The sequence below is a fragment of the Streptomyces sp. NPDC002206 genome (assembly GCF_053593595.1).
On sequence record NZ_JBSFCW010000001.1, the window covers coordinates 480,334 to 499,774 of the forward strand.

A 19,441-nucleotide genomic window follows, 5' to 3' on the forward strand; every position below is an offset into this window, starting at 1 on the left:
GGGCCCGCCGGAGCGGCCACCCACCCACCGGCCCGGCACCCTCACAAACCCGGAATGCGGGTCCCCCTGTACAGGCCGCTACGCGCGTAGATATGCTCCTCTGGTGACCATGCCCAGCACTGCACCCTCCACCACGGCCGAACGCGTGGGAGGTACCCCCCTCTCCGACGTGACCGCGTCCGACAGCGCGCTGCGCCGCTTCCTGCACGGGCTGCCCGGCGTCGACGCCGTCGGCCTCGAAGCGCGCGCCGCGTCCCTCGGCACCCGTTCGATCAAGACGACGGCCAAGGCGTACGCGATCGACCTCGCCATCTCGATGATCGACCTGACGACGCTGGAAGGCGCGGACACCCCGGGCAAGGTCCGGGCTCTCGCCGCCAAGGCCGTCAACCCCGACCCGACCGACCGCACGACCCCGCGCACCGCCGCGGTCTGCGTCTACCCCGACATGGCGGCGACGGCCGTCACCGCACTGGCCGGTTCCGGCGTGAAGGTGGCGTCCGTCGCGACGGCCTTCCCGTCCGGGCGCGCCGCGCTCGACATCAAGCTCGCGGATGTCCGCGACGCCGTGGCCGCCGGGGCCGACGAGATCGACATGGTGATCGACCGGGGCGCGTTCCTCTCCGGCCGTTATCTCAAGGTGTACGAGGAGATCCTCGCCGTGAAGGCCGAGTGCGCCCGTGCCGATGGCACCGACGCCCGCCTCAAGGTCATCTTCGAGACCGGCGAGCTTTCCACGTACGACAACATCCGCCGCGCCTCCTGGCTCGGGATGCTGGCGGGCGCGGACTTCATCAAGACGTCGACCGGCAAGGTCGGGACGAACGCCACGCCCGCGAACACGCTGCTGATGCTGGAGGCCGTGCGCGACTTCCGGGAGCAGACCGGTGTGCAGATCGGTGTGAAGCCGGCCGGCGGCATCCGCACCTCGAAGGACGCGATCAAGTTCCTCGTCCTGGTCAACGAGACCGTCGGCGAGGACTGGCTGGACAACCACTGGTTCCGCTTCGGCGCCTCCAGCCTGCTGAACGACCTGCTGATGCAGCGTCAGAAGCTGAGCACAGGCCGTTACTCCGGCCCCGATTACGTGACGGTGGACTGATCCCCATGGCATCTGCATTCGAGTACGCACCCGCCCCCGAGTCGCGGTCGGTCGTCGACATCGCTCCCTCGTACGGGCTGTTCATCGACGGCGAGTTCACCGACGCGGCCGACGGCAAGGTCTTCAAGACGGTCTCCCCGTCGTCCGAGGAGGTCCTCTCCGAGGTCGCGCAGGCCGGCGCCGCTGACGTCGACCGGGCCGTGAAGGCGGCCCGCAAGGCGTTCGAGAAGTGGTCGGCGCTGCCCGGCTCCGAGCGCGCCAAGTACCTCTTCCGGATCGCCCGGATCATCCAGGAGCGCAGCCGCGAGCTCGCCGTTCTCGAAACCCTCGACAACGGCAAGCCGATCAAGGAGACCCGCGACGCGGACCTTCCGCTGGTCGCGGCGCACTTCTTCTACTACGCGGGCTGGGCGGACAAGCTCGACCACGCCGGCTACGGCCCGAACCCCCGCCCGCTCGGCGTCGCGGGCCAGGTCATCCCGTGGAACTTCCCGCTGCTGATGCTGGCCTGGAAGATCGCCCCGGCGCTGGCCACCGGCAACACGGTGGTCCTGAAGCCCGCCGAGACGACCCCGCTCTCCGCGCTGTTCTTCGCGGACATCTGCCGCCAGGCGGGCCTGCCGAGGGGTGTCGTGAACATCCTCACCGGGTACGGGGACGCGGGCGCGGCCCTCGTCGAGCACCCTGACGTCAACAAGGTCGCCTTCACCGGCTCGACCGCGGTCGGCAAGGCCATCGCCCGCCAGGTCGCGGGCACGGACAAGAAGGTCACCCTGGAGCTGGGCGGCAAGGGCGCGAACATCGTCTTCGACGACGCCCCGATCGACCAGGCCGTCGAGGGCATCGTCACCGGCATCTTCTTCAACCAGGGCCAGGTCTGCTGCGCGGGCTCGCGCCTCCTCGTCCAGGAGTCGATCCAGGACGAGCTGCTGGACTCCCTGAAGCGACGGCTGTCCACGCTGCGCCTCGGCGACCCGCTGGACAAGAACACCGACATCGGCGCGATCAACTCCCAGGAGCAGCTCTCCCGGATCACGGCGCTGGTCGAGACGGGCGAGGCGGAGGGCGCCGAACGCTGGTCCGCCCCCTGCGAACTCCCGTCGTCCGGCTACTGGTTCGCCCCGACGCTGTTCACGAACGTCACCCAGGCGCACACCATCGCCCGCGACGAGATCTTCGGCCCGGTGCTGTCCGTCCTGTCGTTCCGCACGCCGGACGAGGCGGTCGCCAAGGCCAACAACAGCCAGTACGGACTGTCGGCCGGCATCTGGACGGAGAAGGGCTCCCGCATCCTCGCGGTGGCGAACAAGCTTCGGGCGGGCGTCGTCTGGGCCAACACGTTCAACAAGTTCGACCCGACCTCGCCGTTCGGCGGCTACAAGGAGTCGGGCTTCGGCCGCGAAGGCGGCCGTCACGGCCTGGAGGCGTACCTCGCCCCGTCGAGCCCGGAGGGCGAGCGTTGATGAATGCAGTTGAGCACAGTGACCGACTGAGCGTCTTCAAGACCTACAAGCTGTACGTCGGGGGCAAGTTCCCCCGCTCCGAGAGCGGCCGGGTGTACGAGGTGACGGACTCCAAGGGCAAGTGGCTGGCGAACGCCCCGCAGTCGTCCCGCAAGGACGCGCGTGACGCGGTCGTGGCCGCCCGCAAGGCGTTCGGCGGATGGTCGGGCGCGACGGCGTACAACCGCGGCCAGATCCTCTACCGCATCGCGGAGATGCTGGAGGGCCGCAAGGGCCAGTTCGTACGCGAAGTGGCGGACGCGGAGGGGCTGTCGAAGTCCAAGGCGGCGGCCGTCGTGGACGCGGCCATCGACCGCTGGGTCTGGTACGCGGGGTGGACCGACAAGATCGGCCAGATCGTGGGCGGGGCGAACCCGGTCGCGGGCCCCTTCTTCAACCTCTCCACGCCCGAGCCGACCGGTGTGGTCACGGTCGTCGCCCCGCAGCACTCGTCGTTCCTGGGCCTGGTGTCGGTCGTCGCCCCGGTGATCGCGACCGGCAACACGGCCGTCGTCATCGCGTCCGCCGACGCCCCGCTGCCGGCGCTGTCCCTGGGTGAGGTGCTGGCCACCTCCGACCTGCCGGGCGGTGTGGTGAACATCCTGTCCGGGAGGACGGCGGAGCTCGCGGCCCCGCTCGCGGCCCACCAGGACGTCAACGCGATCGACCTCACGGGCGCCGACGCCGAACTGGCGAAGGAACTGGAGATCGCGGCGGCGGACAATCTGAAGCGAGTTCTCCGCCCACCCGTCTCCCGCCACCGCCCCGAGAAGGAGGCGCAGGGCGCCGCTCATCCACAGGCTGTGGACAGAGAAGACTGGTCGGCCGACCCGGGCACCCGCCGCCTGACGGCCTTCCTGGAGACCAAGACGGTCTGGCACCCCACGGGCGCGCTCGGCGTCTCGGGTTCCTCCTACTGACCGACGCGGCTGCGGCCCGCCCCTCCGGAACACTCCGGAGGGGCGGGCCGCAGCCCTGTGCGCCGGGATCAGCCGTGCAGCAGCCCCGTGACCTGCCCCAGCACCGGCAGGTCCTTCAGCGCGCCGCCGCTGGTCAGCGGATCGGTGGCGACGCCCGTGGAGAGCGGCTTGAAGTCCGCGACCTGCGTGCCCACCCCGTTCGCCAGCGGGTCCACACCCGTCCTGGCCAGCGGGTCGAGCTGCAGCTGCGTGACCGGCGAGACCGCGTGCCCGAGCGCCCCGGTCGCGCCGCCGGCCGCCTCGCCGACCGCACCGAGGCTGCTGTCGGCGCCCGAGGCCGGCGCGACGGGCAGCGGCGCCGCCTGCGCCGCCGCACCCCCCGCACCGAGCGCGGCGCCCACCGCGGTGACGGTCAGACCTGCACGCAGCAGCGCACGGCGCCGGGACCTGGAAAGTGCATGACGTGCCATGGAGTTCCCACCTGATCGAAACGATCGAGTAATCATCTGGGCACGTAGCGTAGTTGAGTTGTGATGCTGGATACCAACAGGGGGACCGGGGGGTTCCCTGCACGGGTCAATGCCTCACACTGGTGTCCCGTGAGTCCCCAACCGATCCCGACCCGCGTCGTGCTGCTCGCGGGCCCCTCCGGCTCCGGCAAGTCCTCCCTCGCCGCCCGCACCGACCTTCCGGTGCTGCGCCTGGACGACTTCTACAAGGAGGGCGACGACCCCACGCTGCCGCTGGTCCCGGGCAGTTCGGACATCGACTGGGACTCCGCACAGTCCTGGGACGCCGACGCGGCGGTCGCCGCCATCACGGAGCTGTGCCGCACCGGACGTACGAACGTCCCGGTGTACGACATCTCCACCAGCTCCCGGGTCGACTGCGAGGCGCTCCACATCGAGCGCACGCCGCTGTTCGTGGCCGAAGGCATCTTCGCGGCGGAGATAGTGGAGCGGTGCCAGGACCTGGGTGTCCTGGCGGACGCCCTGTGCCTGCGCGGCCGCCCGACGACGACGTTCCGCCGCAGGCTGCTGCGGGATCTGCGCGAGGGCCGGAAATCGGTGCCGTTCCTGCTGCGTCGGGGATGGCGCCTGATGCGGGCGGAACGACGGATCGTGGCGCGCCAGACGGCACTCGGCGCGTATCCCTGCGGGAAGCAGGAGGCGCTGGGCCGACTGGCCGCGGCAGCGGCCGGCCGCTGCCGCCGGGCCCCGGTGGCACGCGAGGTGGCGTAGCCGGGAAGACGCCGGGAGTTCACGCGTCCCGCAGCCTGAGTGCCAGCCCGCCTCCGAGCAGCGCGGCCACCGCCCAGCCGGCGAGCACCCCCAGCCCGGCCCACGGGCCGATGGGGAGCGTGTCGAGATCGACAGTGGCCTGGACGGCGAGCCCCGCTGTCATCGGGGCGATCTGCTGCAGGTGCCGGTGCCAGTCCGGATCGGTGACCAGCTGCGTGAGAATCGGCAGGACGAAGAGCAGGCCGAGCACGACTCCGACCGCCGCCGCCGAGTCCCGGACCGCGGTGGCCGCGCCCAGGCCGAGCAGGGCGATCAGCACCAGGTACAGCACCGACCCGGCCGCCGCGCGCAGCGTCGGACCGTCGGCCGGGGACAACAGCGCCCGGCCCGGCGCCGTCGTGAAACCGTTGCCCGGCAGGATCAGTCCCGCCGCCAGCAGGCAGCCGAGCACCGCGACCGGACGGCCCCCGCATCCTCATCCTGACCACGTTCGACCTGGACGAGTACGTGTACGACGCCCTGCGCGCCGGGGCCAGCGGCTTCCTGCTCAAGGACATCACCGCGGAGCGGCTCTTCGACGCGGTACGCGTCATCGCGGCCGGCCAGGCGCTGCTGGCGCCGACGGTCACCCGCCGCCTGATCAGCGAATTCGCCGGCCGGCACCGCAAGCCGAACCCCTCTCCCCCGGCAATCCTCGCAGCACTTACCCCCCGGGAGACCGAGGTCCTGCGCCTGGTCGCGGAGGGCCTGTCCAACCCGGAGGTCGCGGCGCGCCTGCTGATCACGGAGGAGACGGTAAAAACGCACGTCAGCCGAATCCTGGCCAAACTGGCCCTGCGCGACCGAACCCAAGCGGTGGTGACGGCCTACGAATCAGGCCTGGTCGTCCCGGGCTCCCGCGACTGACCACGACACCTTCGAGCCCGCCCGGCCCCCTCCGGCCCGCCCGGCGCGCGAGCACCGGGGTCCGGGGCGGAGCCCCGCCACCCCCGCGTCCGCCCCCAGACGCACCTCAGGGCCGGACAGGACCCCCCGGCCCGTCCGACCCTGCTGTGTTCCCCCGTGAACCCACCGCTCCCCCCGAAGCGGCAGTCCCCGGTTCCCCCCGCTGCCTTCAGGCCACCAGCTCGCCGAAGGACTCCTCCTCGTCACGGCCGAAGCTCAGCACCTCGTCCTCGCGCAGCCGTCGCAGCGACCGCCAGATGCTCGACTTCACCGTGCCGACACTGATGTCGAGGATCGACGCGATCTCCGGGTCCGTGCGCCCCTCGTAGTACCGCAGGACCAGCATCGTGCGCTGGAGTTCCGGCAGCCGCGCCAGCGCCTGCCAGAGCACGGCGCGCAGCTCCGTACCGCGCATCGCGTCCGTGTCGCCGGCCGTCTCCGGCAGCTCCTCGGTCGGGTATTCGTTCAGTTTGCGCCGACGCCAGGCGCTGATGTGCAGATTGGTCATGGTGCGGCGCAGATACCCGCCGACCGCCGCCTTGTCGCTGATCCGGTCCCATGCCCGATACGTCGAGAAGAGAGCGCTCTGCAGCAGGTCCTCGGCCTCGAACCGGTCACCGGTCAGGTGGTAGGCGGTTGCGTACAGGGAGGCGCGGCGCTCCTGGACGTAGGCCGTGAACGCCTCTTCGGCGTCCGCGATCTCCGCCAGGGGCTTCCGCTCCCCCGGGCCCTCCCCGTACACCGCTCCCCCGTTGCCCCCCGCAGATGCGTCGACCACCGTCATGTACGACGTGTGCTGCCGCCCGACGCCACGAGCGCACCCCCGCCCTGCGGCACCGGACTTCTCGGTGCTCCTGCCGACGTCGTGGAGACGCGTGACAACTGCGCTTGAGGTGGTGCTGTGCAGTGCGTTCATCTCGCGCCCCCCGTCGATGGAGTCCGTCCGTTCCATGTGCCAATGAGCTTGCCCGGGCAGTTTCATGGCGCTGTCCGCCGACTGTCACAGACCTGTCACAGGCCCTCCGACCGGCGTGCCGTCCGAATGAGAGGCCGCCAACGGTCGAACTGAGGCTCTCCCATGGGCCAGAATGACCCCCGTGCCTTTCCTGTTGCTGATCGAGGACGACGACGCCATCCGCACGGCCCTCGAACTCTCGTTGTCACGCCAGGGCCACCGTGTGGCCACCGCGGCGACGGGAGAGGACGGCCTGAAACTGCTGCGCGAGCAGCGGCCGGACCTGATCGTGCTGGATGTGATGCTGCCCGGCATCGACGGTTTCGAGGTGTGCCGGCGCATCCGGCGCACCGACCAGCTGCCGATCATTCTGCTGACGGCGCGCAGCGACGACATCGATGTCGTGGTCGGACTGGAGTCCGGCGCCGACGACTATGTGGTCAAGCCCGTGCAGGGCCGGGTGCTCGACGCCCGGATCCGTGCGGTGCTGCGCCGCGGCGAGCGCGAGTCCACCGACTCGGCGACGTTCGGCAATGTGGTCATCGACCGTTCCGCGATGACGGTGACCAAGAACGGGGAGGACCTGCAGCTCACGCCGACCGAGCTGCGGCTCCTGCTGGAGCTGAGCCGCAGACCCGGACAGGCCCTGTCGCGGCAGCAGTTGCTGCGGCTGGTGTGGGAGCACGACTATCTCGGTGACTCCCGGCTCGTCGACGCCTGTGTGCAGCGGCTGCGGGCCAAGGTGGAGGACGTACCGTCCTCACCGACCCTGATCCGTACGGTGCGGGGCGTGGGCTACCGGCTGGACTCGCCGCAGTGACCGCTGCTGCCAAGCGCAGCCTGCTCGCCGGTCTTCGCTGGACCAGTCTGCGGCTGCGGCTCGTCGTCGTGTTCGCGCTGGTGGCGCTGACCGCCGCGGTATCCGCATCGGGGATCGCGTACTGGCTCAACCGCGAGGCCGTGCTGACGCGTACGCAGGACGCGGCGCTCGGGGACTTCCGGCAGGAGATGCAGAACCGGGCGGCGTCGCTGCCGTTGCGCCCCACCAAGGACGATCTGCAGAACGCCGCCGTGCAGATGGCGAGCAGCAGTCCCGGTTACAGCGTGCTGCTCGTCGACAAGCGCGACGGCGACAAGCCGATCGTGGGCAACTCCAATCTGGACACGTTCACGCTCGACAACGTGCCGCTCTCGTTGCAGCAGCAGGTCAACAGGAAGCAGCCGGCGGAGGCGGGCAACACGTACCCGTACCACCTGTTCTGGCAGCGCACCTCGATCCGCGGTACGCCCTACCTGGTGGCCGGCACAAGGATCATCGGTGGTGGTCCGACCGGCTACATGCTGAAGTCGCTCGACCAGGAGCGGCAGGACCTCAACTCCCTCGCGTGGTCGCTGGGGATCGCCACCGGACTTGCTCTGGTCGGCTCCGCGCTGCTCGCGCAGGCCGCCGCGACGACGGTGCTGCGGCCGGTGCAGCGGCTCGGTGACGCGGCGCGCAAGCTCGGTGAGGGCAAGCTCGACACCCGGCTCGTGGTGTCCGGCACCGATGAACTCGCCGATCTCTCCCGTACGTTCAACAGAGCCGCGAGTTCTCTGGAGAAGAAGGTCGCGGACATGAGCGCGCGGGAGGAGTCCAGCCGCCGGTTCGTCGCCGACATGTCGCACGAACTGCGCACCCCGCTCACCGCGATCACCGCCGTCGCCGAGGTGCTGGAGGACGAGGCCGACAGCCTCGACCCGATGATCGCGCCCGCCGTGCATCTGGTGGTCAGCGAGACCAGGCGGCTGAACGACCTGGTGGAGAACCTGATGGAGGTCACCCGCTTCGACGCGGGTACGGCCCGGCTCGTCCTCGACACGGTCGATGTCGCCGACCAGGTCACCGCCTGCATCGACGCCCGCGCCTGGCTGGACGCGGTGGATCTGGACGCCGAGCGCGGCATGATGGTCCGCCTCGATCCGCGCAGGCTCGACGTGATCCTGGCGAATCTGATCGGCAACGCGCTGAAGCACGGCGGATCGCCGGTACGGGTATCGGTACGGACCGACGGCGACGAACTCGTCATCGAGGTGCGCGACCACGGCCCGGGCATCCCGGAGGACGTCCTGCCGCACGTCTTCGACCGCTTCTACAAGGCCAGTGCCTCCCGGCCGCGTTCGGAGGGCAGCGGGCTCGGACTGTCGATCGCCATGGAGAACGCGCACATCCACGGCGGTGACATCACGGCCGCGAACTCGCCGGACGGCGACGGCGCGGTGTTCGTGCTGCGTCTGCCGCGCGATGCCGAAGAGCTCACCCGCACCGCGCGGGACCACGGAGCCGAGGCCCGGGACGAGAAGGGGGACGCGACGTGAGGCGCAGCAACCGTGGTACGCGGCGGGCGCGCCGCACGGCCGGAGCACTGGCCGGCGCCGTCGTCTGCGCAGTGCTGGCCGCCGGGTGCGGGATCAGGACCACTTCGGTGCCGGTCGACGCCGGGGCCGCGCCGTCCCGGGTGCCGTGCTCGATGTCCGCGGAGGACGTCAGCACTCAGGCGATGCAGGGGATCCCGGTGCAGATCTATCTGATCTGTGCCTCGCAGCTGGTCACGGTGGACCGTTCGGTGCAGATCCACGAGGCGAAGTCCGACCGGATCCGGGTCGCGCAGGCGCTCCTCGACGAGCTTCAGGAGGAGCCGGCCGCCGATGAGCGGCAGGCCGGCTTCTCCACGGACGTACCGGCGAACCTGCAGATCAGCGGGGCCCGCGGGGACGATCCGGCGGCCGTGCTACGGCTCAGCGAGCAGCCCGAGGACCTGCCGTCGGAGGCTCTGGCACAGATCGTGTGCACGTACGCGGAGAGCGAGTCGCTGGCCTCGGACGGCACGGTGGTGCTCGGCGGGCCGGGGAATTACGCGCCGCGCGCCTATCTGTGCACCTCGGAGACGAAGGCCCGGCCGGAGGCCGTGCCGACGCTCGGCGCGGCCAAGCTGTCCTGACGGCCGGTCCCCCGGGGTTTTCATGTGGTCTTCAGGTCATCCTGGGGCGAGGCGGAACCGATCCTGCCGGTAGCCGCGTCTTGAGGGGTGTGCGTCAAGGTTCGGGCGGCCAAGCCGTCATCCGCTTCCGCGCGGTCGGGGTGTTTCTCCTCCTCGCGCATCTGCTGCTTGTCGGGTGGCTGACTCTGCGCCCGCTGGATGTGCCGTGGACAACGGCCGCCAATCTTCGGCCCTTCGCCGGCCTAAAGACGGATCTGTCCCTCGGCCCGGTCGAGGCGGCGCACCGGATCGGTGAGGGGTTGCTGCTGCTGGCGCCGCTGGGGGTGCTGCTGCCCATGGCCGGGGGACGGCTCCATGTGTCCCCGTGGGCCTCGCTGGCCCGTACCGTCGCCGCCGGGTCGCTGATCTCGCTGGCGATCGAGCTGGCGCAGACCGGGGTGCCGGGTCAGGTCGTCGATGTCGACTCGCTGCTGCTGAACACCGTGGGCGTGGGGCTCGCCCATCTGCTGGTCGTGCCGGTGTGCCGGAAGCGGCTGCGCCGCCGCGGCCAGGACCGGGTACGACCGGTTCCCCGACTCAGGGACGAGTCGCCTCAGGGGTCGACCCCGACGATTTCCAGGGTCGGTATCGCACCGTAGAGCGACGCTTTGCCCCTGTTCGCCGGGCCACCATGGATATACGGGGAGCACGACGGAGCTGCTCCTCGGCAACGGTTCGCGAAGGAGCCCACCATGGCCGCACTTGCCCGCCCCCGTGACGGACGCATGATCGGCGGAGTGTGCGCAGCGCTGGCACGGCGCTTCGGCACGTCCGCGGGGACCATGCGCGTGATCTTCCTCGTTTCCTGTCTGCTGCCGGGCCCGCAGTTCCTGCTCTACCTGGCGCTGTGGCTGCTGCTGCCGGCCGAGAAGGCGTCGGCGGCCGGCACCGCCTGGTAGTCCCGAGACATACGTGAGTGGGGGGGGGGCCCCGGGGCGGGGGCCCCCCCACACCCCTAATCGGCGGGGGGGGGCCCCGCCCCCGTGGGTCGGCCCCCCGGGGGGGGGGGGGGGGGCGCCCCCCGCCCCGGGGCCCCCCCCCCACTCACGTATGCGCGAGGGGTCAGCCGCCGAGCGGAAGGCCGTTGGTCGACAGGCCGCTGGTGGTCACGCCACCGGCGGGCAGCCCGCCGAGCAGGCCCTTGGCCGGGGCGGTGGCGTCGTTGAGGATCTCGGTCTGGCCACTGCCGAGGAGCTTCGTGGCCGTGTCCTGCACCGGCAGGGACCGGGTGGCGGTCCCCAGCGCGGAGCCGGCGATCGGCAGAGCGGCGGTCGGCAGAGCGGAGGTCGCGGCGTCGAGGGGAAGCGCGGCGGCGGAGGCCGTACCGGCGGCGGCAGCGGCGAAAGCGGCACCGAGAGCGGCGACACCGAGAGCCCTGGCAGCAGACTGCTTCATGTGAAATTCATCCTTGGGGAAGGGGATGCGAGCGGCTCTGCAAACTAGCCAGCGCACTACCCGTCCCGCAAACACGGCGGACGCGGAAAACGGCCGGGATCTGATCTTCCCGGCCGTTTGTCACTGAAGCGCAATTCAGCCCGCGGAAGCGGAAGATGTGCTGGTCGCAGCGGTCTGCTCGAAGAGCCACTCCGACTTCAGCTCGGCATATCCGGGCTTGATCACGTCATTGATCATCGCCAGACGTTCATCGAAAGGAATGAACGCTGATTTCATCGCATTGACTGTGAACCACTGAATGTCGTCGAGCGTGTATCCGAAGGTCTCGGTCAGCCGCTCGAATTCCTGGCTCATGGTCGTACCGCTCATCAGCCGGTTGTCCGTATTCACGGTGGCCCGGAAGTGCAGCCTGCGCAGCAGCCCGATCGGGTGCTCGGCGTACGAGGCGGCGGCGCCGGTCTGGAGGTTGGAGGTCGGGCACATCTCCAGCGGGATGCGCTTGTCCCGTACGTACGAGGCGAGACGGCCCAGCGTCACACTGCCGTCCTCGGCGACCTCGATGTCGTCGATGATGCGGACGCCGTGGCCGAGCCGGTCGGCGCCGCACCACTGGAGTGCCTGCCAGATCGACGGCAGGCCGAAGGCCTCGCCCGCATGGATGGTGAAGTGGTTGTTCTCGCGCTTGAGGTACTCGAAGGCGTCGAGGTGACGGGTGGGCGGGTAGCCCGCCTCGGCGCCCGCGATGTCGAAGCCGACGACGCCCAGATCCCGGTAGCGGTTGGCGAGTTCGGCGATCTCCAGGGCGCGGGCGGCGTGCCGCATCGCAGTGAGAAGGGCGCCCACCCGGATCCGGTTGCCGTCCAGCCGGGCCCGGCGCTCACCCTCGCGGAAGCCCTCGTTGACCGCCTCGACGACCTCTTCGAGGGTCAGCCCGGCTTCCAGGTGCTGCTCGGGGGCGTACCGCACCTCCGCGTAGACGACGCCGTCCGCGGCGAGGTCCTCGGCGCACTCCGCGGCCACCCGGACCAGGGCCTCGCGGGTCTGCATGACGGCACAGGTGTGGGCGAACGTCTCCAGGTAACGCTCCAGCGAGCCGGAGTCGGCCGCCTCGTGGAACCAGATGCCGAGCTTGTCCGCTTCGGTCTCGGGAAGGGCTTCGTAGCCCGCGTCACGGGCCAGGTCGATGATCGTGCCGGGACGCAGACCGCCGTCGAGGTGGTCGTGGAGCAGCACCTTGGGGGCGCGCCGGATCTGGTCGGGGCCGGGCACATGGAGGGTCGGGCTCATCATCTGGGCACTCTAGCGCCTACGCGCGTAGAGCGCCGCGCGCCGATACGCAACGGTGACCGCAAATACGGGTGGAGTACACCTGACCTTCTGACACTGTTCTGTCATGGCACAGCGCGCACTCCCCCTGCCTGCTGCGAGGCTGGGACGGGCCGTGAAGACGGCCGGAGCACAACCTGCGGTCAGCGGCGTGGTCCTGCTGCTCCCGGACGGCGAGGCCGACTCGCACCGCCGCCCTTCCCCTCTGTCGTACGCGCTCCAGTTGCCGCTCGCCCGCACCCTGGCCCGCGCCGGCCAGGACGACGGGCTGGCCGCGCATGTCGTGCACTACCGCTGCCGCGGCTGGAACGCCACGGACGCACAGCTCGCGGCGGACGCCGAGTGGGCGGTGGAGGAGGTCGTACGACGGTACGGCGACGTCCCCGTCTGCCTGGCCGGGCACGGCATGGGCGGCCGTGCGGCACTGCGCGCGGGCGGCCATACGGCGGTCAACTCGGTTCTGGCGATGGCCCCTTGGCTGCCCGAGGACCCGTCGGCCGAGCCGGAGCCGGTGAAACATCTGCTGGGCCGCCAGGTATTGCTCGTCCACGGCACGAACGACGCACGTTCCGACCCGGAGTTGTCGTTCCGGCTGGCCCAGCGCGCCAAGAAGGCCAACCGGGACACCTGCCGCTTCGAGGTCCACTCGGACGGCCACTCCCTGCGCCAGCACCGCGCCGAAGTGGTGGCGCTGGCGGTGGACTTCGTACGGGGATCGCTGTTCGGGCGGAGCTACGCGCGCCCGGTCGCCGACGCACTGGCGGCGCCCCCGCCGCTGGGACTGCGGATGCCCCTGGCGGCGGGATTCGGGCGGTCGTTGAAGTCCTAGGGCCCGCGGGATGCCCTGTGGCCACCAGAGGCGTCAGGGGCGGCAGAGCGACGAGCCGGCTCGCACGCCGCACGGCAGGGCTTCGCGCCGCAGCCCCGATCCTGGACACCCGGCATGCGCTGCATGACTTCTCACACACGCGCCACCGCCCGTCAGTCCGGCAGCAGATGCCCCCGGCGCGACAGCAGGAACTGCTTGAACGCCGCCACCGGGGGTGTGTCCGGGTGGCCGTCCAGCCAGGCCACGCCGATCTCGCGGGCCGCGCGCGGGGCCGTCACCGTCAGTTCGACGACGCCCGGGCGGGCCACCGCGGGCGGCGGCAGCAGGGCCACGCCGAGGCCGGCGGCCACCAGGCCGCGCAGGGTCTCCGCCTCCTCGCCCTCGAACGCCACGCGGGGCGTGAAGCCCGCCTCCGCGCACAGGTCGTCGGTGATCCGCCGCAGGCCGTACCCCGGCTCCAGGGTCACGAACGCCTCGTCGGCGGCCTCGGCCAGGCGGATGCGCCTGCGGGAGGCCAGGCGGTGGTCGTCGGGGACGACCAGGCGCAGCCGCTGCTCGTCGAGACGGCGGGCCACCAGGTCGGGGGCGTCCGGGACGGGTGAGGTGAGGCAGAGGTCGAGGCCGCCGGCCCGGAGCCGCTCGATCATCGCCTCGCCGTAGTTCTGCACGAGTTGGAAGCGCACGCGCGGGTGGTCGGCGCGGAAGGCCCGGATCAGCGCGGGAACGGTCTCCGAGCCCATCGTGTGCAGGAACCCGAAGGCCACCTTGCCCGCGGCCGGATCGGCGTCGGCCCGTACCGAGTCGGCGGCCCGCTCCACCTCGGCGAGGGCCCGCTCGGCGGAGCCCAGGAAGGTACGGCCCGCGGGGGTGAGGGAGACGGTACGGCCCCTGCGGGCGAACAGGGCGACTCCCAGGTCCTGTTCCAGCCTGACCATCGCCCGCGACAGCGTGGACTGCGGGACGCCGAGCTCATGCGCGGCGCGGGTGACGTGCTCGTGGCGGGCGACCGCCTCGAAGTAGGCGAGCCGCGGCGCGAGGACCGCGCGAATGTCTTCTTCGTAACTACTCGGTGACAGCCGAGGCTGTGAGCTGCGTTCATGCACCATGGGATTGATTATGGCAAGTTCGTGCATTGGACGCATGAACCAGGGAGATCTACTTTCGAGGTATGCCTCCTGCCAGTACCAAGGCGTCCACCCTCACGCTGGACGCCTCAGCCCCGTCATCGCCCGTCGCCCCCGCTGCCGCCGCCGTTCCGGACCGGCTGGAGCCCGGCGGCCCCGGCTACCGCCGGATGAGCTTCGCGCTCTTCGCCGCCGGTGTCGCGACGTTCGCACTGCTCTACTCCACCCAGGCACTGCTGCCCGCCGTCTCCGCCGGTTTCGGCGCCACGGCCGGACAGGCCAGCTGGACGGTCTCCGCGGCGACGGGTGCGCTGGCGTTGTGCGTGCTGCCGATGAGTGCGCTCTCCGAGCGGTTCGGACGGCGACAGCTGATGACCGCGTCGCTGACGGTCGCCGTACTGGTGGGCCTGCTCGTGCCGTTCGCCCCCTCGCTCGGCTGGCTGATCGCCCTGCGCGCCGTCCAGGGCGCGGCGCTGGCCGGGCTGCCCGCCTCCGCGATGGCGTACCTGGCCGAGGAGGTACGGCCGAAGGCGCTGGTCGCCGCGATCGGGCTGTTCGTGGCGGGCAACAGCATCGGCGGCATGAGCGGCCGCATCCTCACCGGCTGGATCGCCCAGCTGTGGGGCTGGCGGGCGGCGCTCGGCGCGGTCGGGCTGCTGGCCGTGGCCTGCGCGGTCGTCTTCCACTTCATGATCCCGAGGGCCCGTCACTTCACGCCCGGCACGCTGAACCCGAAGGCCCTGGCGAAGACGGTGGGCGGACACCTCGCCGATCCGCTGCTGCGCAGGCTGTACGCGATCGGCGCACTGTTCATGACGGTGTTCGGCGCGGTCTACACGGTGATCGGCTACCGGCTGATCGGCGAACCGTTCAACCTCCCGCAGGGCGTCATCGGCTCGATCTTCCTGGTCTACCTCGTCGGTACGGTGTCGTCTGCCGCGGCCGGCCGGCTCGTCGCCCGGCTCGGCCGCCGGGGCGCGCTCTACCTGGCCGTCTCCACCACGGCTGCCGGTCTGCTGCTCTCGCTCGCCGACCAGCTGGCCGCCGTACTGCTCGGCCTGGTCCTGATCACGGCGGGCTTCTTCGCCGGGCACGCGGTCGCCTCGTCATCCGTGAGCCGGACCGCGACGAAGGGCCGGGCGCAGGCGTCGGCGCTCTACCAGTCCGCGTACTACCTGGGCTCCAGCGCCGGCGGCACGCTCGGCGCGATCGCCTTCCACGCCGGTGGCTGGGCGGGCACGGTGTCCATGGGACTGCTCGCGGTCCTCGGCGTCGTCTCGATCACGTTGTACGGGTCGCGGGTCGCCCGGGCCGAGCGACGCCGGCTCGTACCGGTGGTGTCCGTACAGAACTGAGACATACGGCGCACAACCATCCACTCCCCGACGCGCGTCTAGCAGGCGGAACCACCGCACAGCGCGCGAAGGGGAGTTGGCGTACATGAGAGTCGCAGGGAACATACGGGGAGTCCGGATGCGGCGCGCGGTCGCGCTGTCCGTCGCCGGGCTGATGGCAGCGCCGGCGCTCGTGCTCGGATCGGGCGCGTCCGCGCAGGCGGCATCCTGCACCACGTCTACCGGGCCGTACCAGAAGCAGGTCGAGAACTACCTGCACCGGCCGGTCGACGGCAGGCAGTCGGCAGCCGACTGCAAGGCGATCCAGTCGTTCCAGCGCACCTACGGGATCACCCCGGACATCGGGTACGCGGGACCGATCACCTGGCAGACGATGAAGACGCTCACGGCCCAGAAGGCGGCCGGCAAGAACCCCAACAAGGACAAGAAGTGCCCCACCGACAAGGGGCGCATCGCGTGCGTGGACCTGACCCGGCAGCTGAGCTGGATCCAGGACGGCACCAATCTGAAGTACGGTCCGGTGCCGATCCGCAGCGGGCGGAACGGGTACGAGACCCGCACCGGGCCGAAGAAGATCTATCTGCGGCACATCAAGCACTGGTCGTCGCTGTACCACGTGTGGATGCCGTACTCGCAGTTCTTCGACGGCGGGCAGGCGTTCCACTCGGTCGGTCTGAAGATGTGGAACCCGCCGGGGTCCCACGGCTGCGTCAACATGCGGGACGCGGACGCCAAGGCATATTGGAATCTGCTGAAGAACGGCGACGACGTGTACGTGTACGGGCGCAAGCCCGGAACGTGACGGAACGTTAGCGGCTTCGGTACTTCCCGCCCCCGTTGTCAGTGGCCTCCTGTAGCTTCCGAAGTGCCGAGCGAGCGGTGACACAACGCAACAGGGGTGGAGCGATGAGTGATCTGACGGCAGCAACGGACATCGACAGCCGTCTGGAGGGACACCGGGTCGAGCTGACCGGTTACTGCTACCGGATGCTCGGCTCGGCCTTCGAGGCGGAGGACGCCGTACAGGACACGCTGGTGCGCGCCTGGCGCAACTTCGAGAAGTTCGAGGGCCGTTCCTCGCTGCGCTCCTGGCTGTACCGGATCGCCACCAACGTCTGCCTCGACATGCTGAACGCGGGGAAGAAGCGGGCCCGCCCGGTCGATCTGACGGGCCCGACACCACTCGCCCAGGCGGCGCTCAACCCACTGCCGGAGAACACCTGGCTGGAGCCGATGCCGGACGGGCGGATCCTGCCGTCGGTGGCCGACCCGGCGGAGGCCGCAGTGGCACGGGAGTCGGTGCGCCTCGCGTTCGTCGCCGCGCTGCAGCTTCTGCCGCCCAAGCAGCGGGCCGTGCTGATCCTGCGCGAGGTGCTGGCCTGGAAGGCGAGTGAGGTCGCCGAGCTGCTCGACACCTCGGTCGCCTCGGTCAACAGCGCCCTGCAGCGGGCCAGGGCGACCCTCGCCGAGAGCGAGGGACTGACCGCCGACACCGCAGACCCACTCGACGAGGAGCAGCGCAAGCTCCTCGAGCGGTATGTCGCGGCGTTCGAGGGCTACGACATGGCGGCGCTGACCGCGCTGCTCCATGAGGACGCCGTGATGACGATGCCGCCGTTCGACCTCTGGCTCCAGGGGCACCACGACATCACGGGCTTCATGGTCTCCGCCGGAGCGAGCTGCGAGGGCTCCCGCCTGGTGGTGACCGCGGCGAACGGCACCCCGGCGTTCGCCCACTACAAGCCGAATCCGGACGGCACCGGCTTCGTGCCGTGGGCGGTGCAGGTCATCGACATCTCGGATGGTGCGATCACCGGACTGCACTGCTTCCTGGACACACTCCGCTGGTTCCCGCTCTTCGGTCTGCCGGACCACCTCGAGGCCGACCCGGCGTGAGGCGGGGCATACGGCGGAGGAACGCGCCGGAGGCGGGCTGAGCTGCGCCGGGCCGGGGGGCTCAGTCCCGGCACCGCTCCTCCACGTTCACGACGTCGGCCAGCCCCACCAGGTCCAGCAGGTTCCGCACTTCGGGCGGCACATTGCGCAGCCGCAGCCGTCGGCCCCCCGCCCGGCGCGCGACAAGCCCCAGCCGCGCTATCGCCTCGACCAGGACCAGATCCGCCTGTACGACCCCGCCCAGGTCGCAGTCCACCCGGGCGTCCGGGGCGCGGACCCTGCCCTCGGGGTCGTACAGCAGGGACTCCAGCTCGGCGCAGAGCACCGGCACGTCGGGCCTGGTGACGCGACCGGCGATGACCAGAGCGTTCGGGGTCATGGGATCCACACGAAGGAGACCGCCGCAACGGCCGGAACTCATCGCTGCGCGACCCGGCTTCTCGACTGACCGGGAAGACCCCGGTGTCCAGCATGCCGAACGGGACCGGCAGCAGTCCACCGGTCCCGTTCACCCGTACGGGTAAGCCGCAGGTCAGGCGATACGTTCCCGCACCACCGGGGTGGCAGTGAACTCCGTGCCGACCGGGGCGATGTCGAACGACCCGGGCAGGGCCTTCAGCGCGTACTCGAACTTCTCCGGGGTGTCCGTGTGCAGCGTCAGCAGTCGCTGGCCCTTGGTCACCGTGTCGCCCGGCTTGGCGTGCATTTCGATGCCCGCGCCCGCCTGCACCGGGTCCTCCTTGCGGGCCCGGCCCGCGCCGAGACGCCAGGCGGCGACGCCGATGTCGTACGCGTCGAGACGGGTCAGTACGCCGGAGGTGTGGGCCGCAACCACGTGCTGCTCGCGGGCGACCGGGAGCGTGGCGTCCGGGTCGCCGCCCTGGGCGGCGATCATCCGGCGCCAGACGTCCATCGCGGAGCCGTCGGCCAGGGCCTTCTCCGGGTCGGCGTCCTTGAGTCCGGCCGCGTCGAGCATCTCGCGGGCCAGGGCGAGGGTGAGGTCGATGACGTCCTTGGGGCCGCCGCCGGCCAGGACCTCGACCGACTCACGGACCTCCAGGGCGTTGCCTGCGGTCAGGCCGAGCGGGGTGGCCATGTCGGTGAGGAGCGCGACCGTCCGTACGCCGCTGTCGGTGCCCAGCGCGACCATGGTGGAGGCCAGTTCACGGGCGTCCTCGATGGTCTTCATGAAGGCGCCGGAGCCGACCTTGACGTCCAGGACCAGCGCGCCGGTGCCCTCGGCGATCTTCTTGGACATGATCGAGCTGGCGATCAGCGGGATGGCCTCGACGGTGCCGGTGACATCGCGGAGCGCGTACAGCTTCTTGTCGGCGGGGGCCAGACCGTCCCCGGCGGCGCAGATCACGGCGCCGGTGGTGTCCAGGACGTCGAGCATCTCGGCGTTCGAGAGGTGGGCGCGCCAGCCGGGGATGGACTCCAGCTTGTCGAGAGTGCCGCCGGTGTGGCCGAGACCGCGGCCGCTGAGCTGCGGCACGGCGGCTCCACAGGCCGCGACCAGCGGGGCGAGCGGCAGGGTGATCTTGTCGCCGACCCCGCCGGTGGAGTGCTTGTCGGTGGTGGGGCGGGAGAGCGAGTCGAAGTTCATCCGCTCGCCGGAGGCGATCATGGCGGCGGTCCAGCGGGCGATCTCCGTACGGTTCATACCGTTCAGCAGGATCGCCATGGCCAGTGCGGACATCTGCTCGTCGGCGACCTCGCCGCGGGTGTAGGCGTCGATGACCCAGTCGATCTGCTCGGGGGTCAGCTCGCCCCGGTCGCGCTTGGTGCGGATGACGGAGATGGCGTCCATGTCCTGGGAGTCCTTCCGGCCGGT

The 19,441-nt window shown here is 70.8% G+C and carries 21 protein-coding genes and 1 pseudogene; 14 read left to right on the forward strand and 8 right to left on the reverse strand.

Translation table 11 applies throughout. The annotated features are described in order from the left end of the window. Positions 1–109 precede the first annotated feature (109 nt). The 3 genes from deoC to ACWCP8_RS02235 are packed head-to-tail and all read left to right on the forward strand — an operon-like array spanning position 110 to position 3,524. Positions 110–1,102: a deoxyribose-phosphate aldolase gene (gene deoC / locus ACWCP8_RS02225; protein WP_352270790.1), complete on the forward strand. Its 993-nt coding sequence runs from the start codon at positions 110–112 to the stop codon at positions 1,100–1,102. 5 nt (positions 1,103–1,107) lie between these two features. Then, positions 1,108–2,565 carry an aldehyde dehydrogenase family protein gene (locus ACWCP8_RS02230; protein ID WP_451113937.1) on the forward strand — a complete coding sequence of 486 codons (1,458 nt, stop codon included), beginning with the start codon at positions 1,108–1,110 and terminating at the stop codon, positions 2,563–2,565. Further along, entirely contained in the window at positions 2,565–3,524 is a 960-nt protein-coding gene (locus tag ACWCP8_RS02235; protein ID WP_352270791.1) for an aldehyde dehydrogenase family protein, read from the forward strand. Before ACWCP8_RS02230 ends, ACWCP8_RS02235 begins: the two co-directional genes overlap by 1 nt. 68 nt (positions 3,525–3,592) lie before the next feature. Here ACWCP8_RS02235 and ACWCP8_RS02240 read toward each other — a convergent pair whose 3' ends face one another. After that, positions 3,593–3,994, reverse strand: a complete 402-nt coding sequence (locus tag ACWCP8_RS02240; protein ID WP_352270793.1) for a hypothetical protein — start codon at positions 3,992–3,994, stop codon at positions 3,593–3,595. 63 nt (positions 3,995–4,057) lie between these two features. Between ACWCP8_RS02240 and ACWCP8_RS02245 the strand changes: the two genes are divergently transcribed. Continuing rightward, on the forward strand, positions 4,058–4,765 hold the full coding sequence (locus ACWCP8_RS02245) for a uridine kinase family protein (protein ID WP_352270795.1): 708 nt from the start codon (positions 4,058–4,060) through the stop codon (positions 4,763–4,765). 19 nt (positions 4,766–4,784) lie between these two features. Here ACWCP8_RS02245 and ACWCP8_RS02250 read toward each other — a convergent pair whose 3' ends face one another. Beyond that, a complete protein-coding gene (locus ACWCP8_RS02250; RefSeq protein ID WP_352270796.1) occupies positions 4,785–5,216 on the reverse strand; it encodes a hypothetical protein in 432 nt (143 codons plus the stop codon). A gap of 5 nt (positions 5,217–5,221) precedes the next feature. Here ACWCP8_RS02250 and ACWCP8_RS02255 point away from each other — a divergent pair. Next, a pseudogene (locus ACWCP8_RS02255) lies at positions 5,222–5,671 on the forward strand (LuxR C-terminal-related transcriptional regulator); the annotation flags it as partial. Positions 5,672–5,879: 208 nt separating this feature from the next. Here the strand turns inward: ACWCP8_RS02255 and ACWCP8_RS02260 are convergent. Further along, entirely contained in the window at positions 5,880–6,626 is a 747-nt protein-coding gene (locus ACWCP8_RS02260) for a SigE family RNA polymerase sigma factor (protein ID WP_352270808.1), read from the reverse strand. Between the two features lie 181 nt (positions 6,627–6,807). Here ACWCP8_RS02260 and afsQ1 point away from each other — a divergent pair, with 181 nt between their 5' ends. From afsQ1 to ACWCP8_RS02285, 5 genes are all read left to right on the forward strand, one after another. After that, the gene (gene afsQ1 / locus ACWCP8_RS02265) at positions 6,808–7,485 is read left to right on the forward strand and encodes a two-component system response regulator AfsQ1 (RefSeq protein ID WP_189275392.1); all 678 of its coding nucleotides are present in this window, start codon (positions 6,808–6,810) and stop codon (positions 7,483–7,485) included. Beyond that, entirely contained in the window at positions 7,482–9,020 is a 1,539-nt protein-coding gene (locus ACWCP8_RS02270) for a HAMP domain-containing sensor histidine kinase (protein ID WP_352270797.1), read from the forward strand. Before afsQ1 ends, ACWCP8_RS02270 begins: the two co-directional genes overlap by 4 nt. Further along, positions 9,017–9,643 carry a GerMN domain-containing protein gene (locus tag ACWCP8_RS02275; protein ID WP_352270798.1) on the forward strand — a complete coding sequence of 209 codons (627 nt, stop codon included), beginning with the start codon at positions 9,017–9,019 and terminating at the stop codon, positions 9,641–9,643. The genes ACWCP8_RS02270 and ACWCP8_RS02275 overlap by 4 nt, the downstream gene beginning before the upstream one ends. An 89-nt stretch (positions 9,644–9,732) precedes the next feature. Beyond that, entirely contained in the window at positions 9,733–10,281 is a 549-nt protein-coding gene (locus tag ACWCP8_RS02280; RefSeq protein WP_451113938.1) for a VanZ family protein, read from the forward strand. A gap of 93 nt (positions 10,282–10,374) precedes the next feature. Beyond that, complete coding sequence (locus ACWCP8_RS02285; RefSeq protein WP_352270801.1) at positions 10,375–10,581, forward strand: PspC domain-containing protein; 207 nt, start codon at positions 10,375–10,377, stop codon at positions 10,579–10,581. 163 nt (positions 10,582–10,744) lie between these two features. On the opposite strand, the gene ACWCP8_RS02290 is transcribed toward ACWCP8_RS02285, so the two are convergent. Together ACWCP8_RS02290 and ACWCP8_RS02295 are read right to left on the reverse strand one after the other, a co-directional pair. Beyond that, positions 10,745–11,077 (reverse strand): hypothetical protein, encoded by a 333-nt coding sequence (locus ACWCP8_RS02290; protein WP_451113939.1) that lies wholly within the window; start codon positions 11,075–11,077, stop codon positions 10,745–10,747. Positions 11,078–11,212: 135 nt separating this feature from the next. Then, a complete protein-coding gene (locus ACWCP8_RS02295; RefSeq protein WP_352267769.1) occupies positions 11,213–12,367 on the reverse strand; it encodes an adenosine deaminase in 1,155 nt (384 codons plus the stop codon). Between the two features lie 103 nt (positions 12,368–12,470). Here ACWCP8_RS02295 and ACWCP8_RS02300 point away from each other — a divergent pair, with 103 nt between their 5' ends. Continuing rightward, a complete protein-coding gene (locus ACWCP8_RS02300; protein ID WP_352267770.1) occupies positions 12,471–13,232 on the forward strand; it encodes an alpha/beta hydrolase in 762 nt (253 codons plus the stop codon). Positions 13,233–13,384: 152 nt separating this feature from the next. Here the strand turns inward: ACWCP8_RS02300 and ACWCP8_RS02305 are convergent, their stop codons facing one another. Further along, complete coding sequence (locus tag ACWCP8_RS02305; protein WP_328626546.1) at positions 13,385–14,338, reverse strand: LysR family transcriptional regulator; 954 nt, start codon at positions 14,336–14,338, stop codon at positions 13,385–13,387. 62 nt (positions 14,339–14,400) lie between these two features. Here ACWCP8_RS02305 and ACWCP8_RS02310 point away from each other — a divergent pair, with 62 nt between their 5' ends. From ACWCP8_RS02310 to ACWCP8_RS02320, 3 genes are all read left to right on the forward strand, one after another. Continuing rightward, positions 14,401–15,711, forward strand: coding sequence for an MFS transporter (locus ACWCP8_RS02310; RefSeq protein WP_352267771.1), 1,311 nt, complete (start codon positions 14,401–14,403; stop codon positions 15,709–15,711). A gap of 118 nt (positions 15,712–15,829) precedes the next feature. Continuing rightward, complete coding sequence (locus ACWCP8_RS02315; protein ID WP_451113940.1) at positions 15,830–16,513, forward strand: L,D-transpeptidase family protein; 684 nt, start codon at positions 15,830–15,832, stop codon at positions 16,511–16,513. A 104-nt stretch (positions 16,514–16,617) separates the two neighbouring features. Beyond that, positions 16,618–17,607 carry a sigma-70 family RNA polymerase sigma factor gene (locus tag ACWCP8_RS02320; protein WP_352267774.1) on the forward strand — a complete coding sequence of 330 codons (990 nt, stop codon included), beginning with the start codon at positions 16,618–16,620 and terminating at the stop codon, positions 17,605–17,607. A 61-nt stretch (positions 17,608–17,668) separates the two neighbouring features. Here ACWCP8_RS02320 and ACWCP8_RS02325 read toward each other — a convergent pair whose 3' ends face one another. Beyond that, positions 17,669–17,986, reverse strand: coding sequence for an STAS domain-containing protein (locus ACWCP8_RS02325; protein WP_352267775.1), 318 nt, complete (start codon positions 17,984–17,986; stop codon positions 17,669–17,671). A 153-nt stretch (positions 17,987–18,139) separates the two neighbouring features. Continuing rightward, complete coding sequence (locus ACWCP8_RS02330; RefSeq protein ID WP_451113941.1) at positions 18,140–19,417, reverse strand: thymidine phosphorylase; 1,278 nt, start codon at positions 19,415–19,417, stop codon at positions 18,140–18,142. Positions 19,418–19,441: the final 24 nt, after the last annotated feature.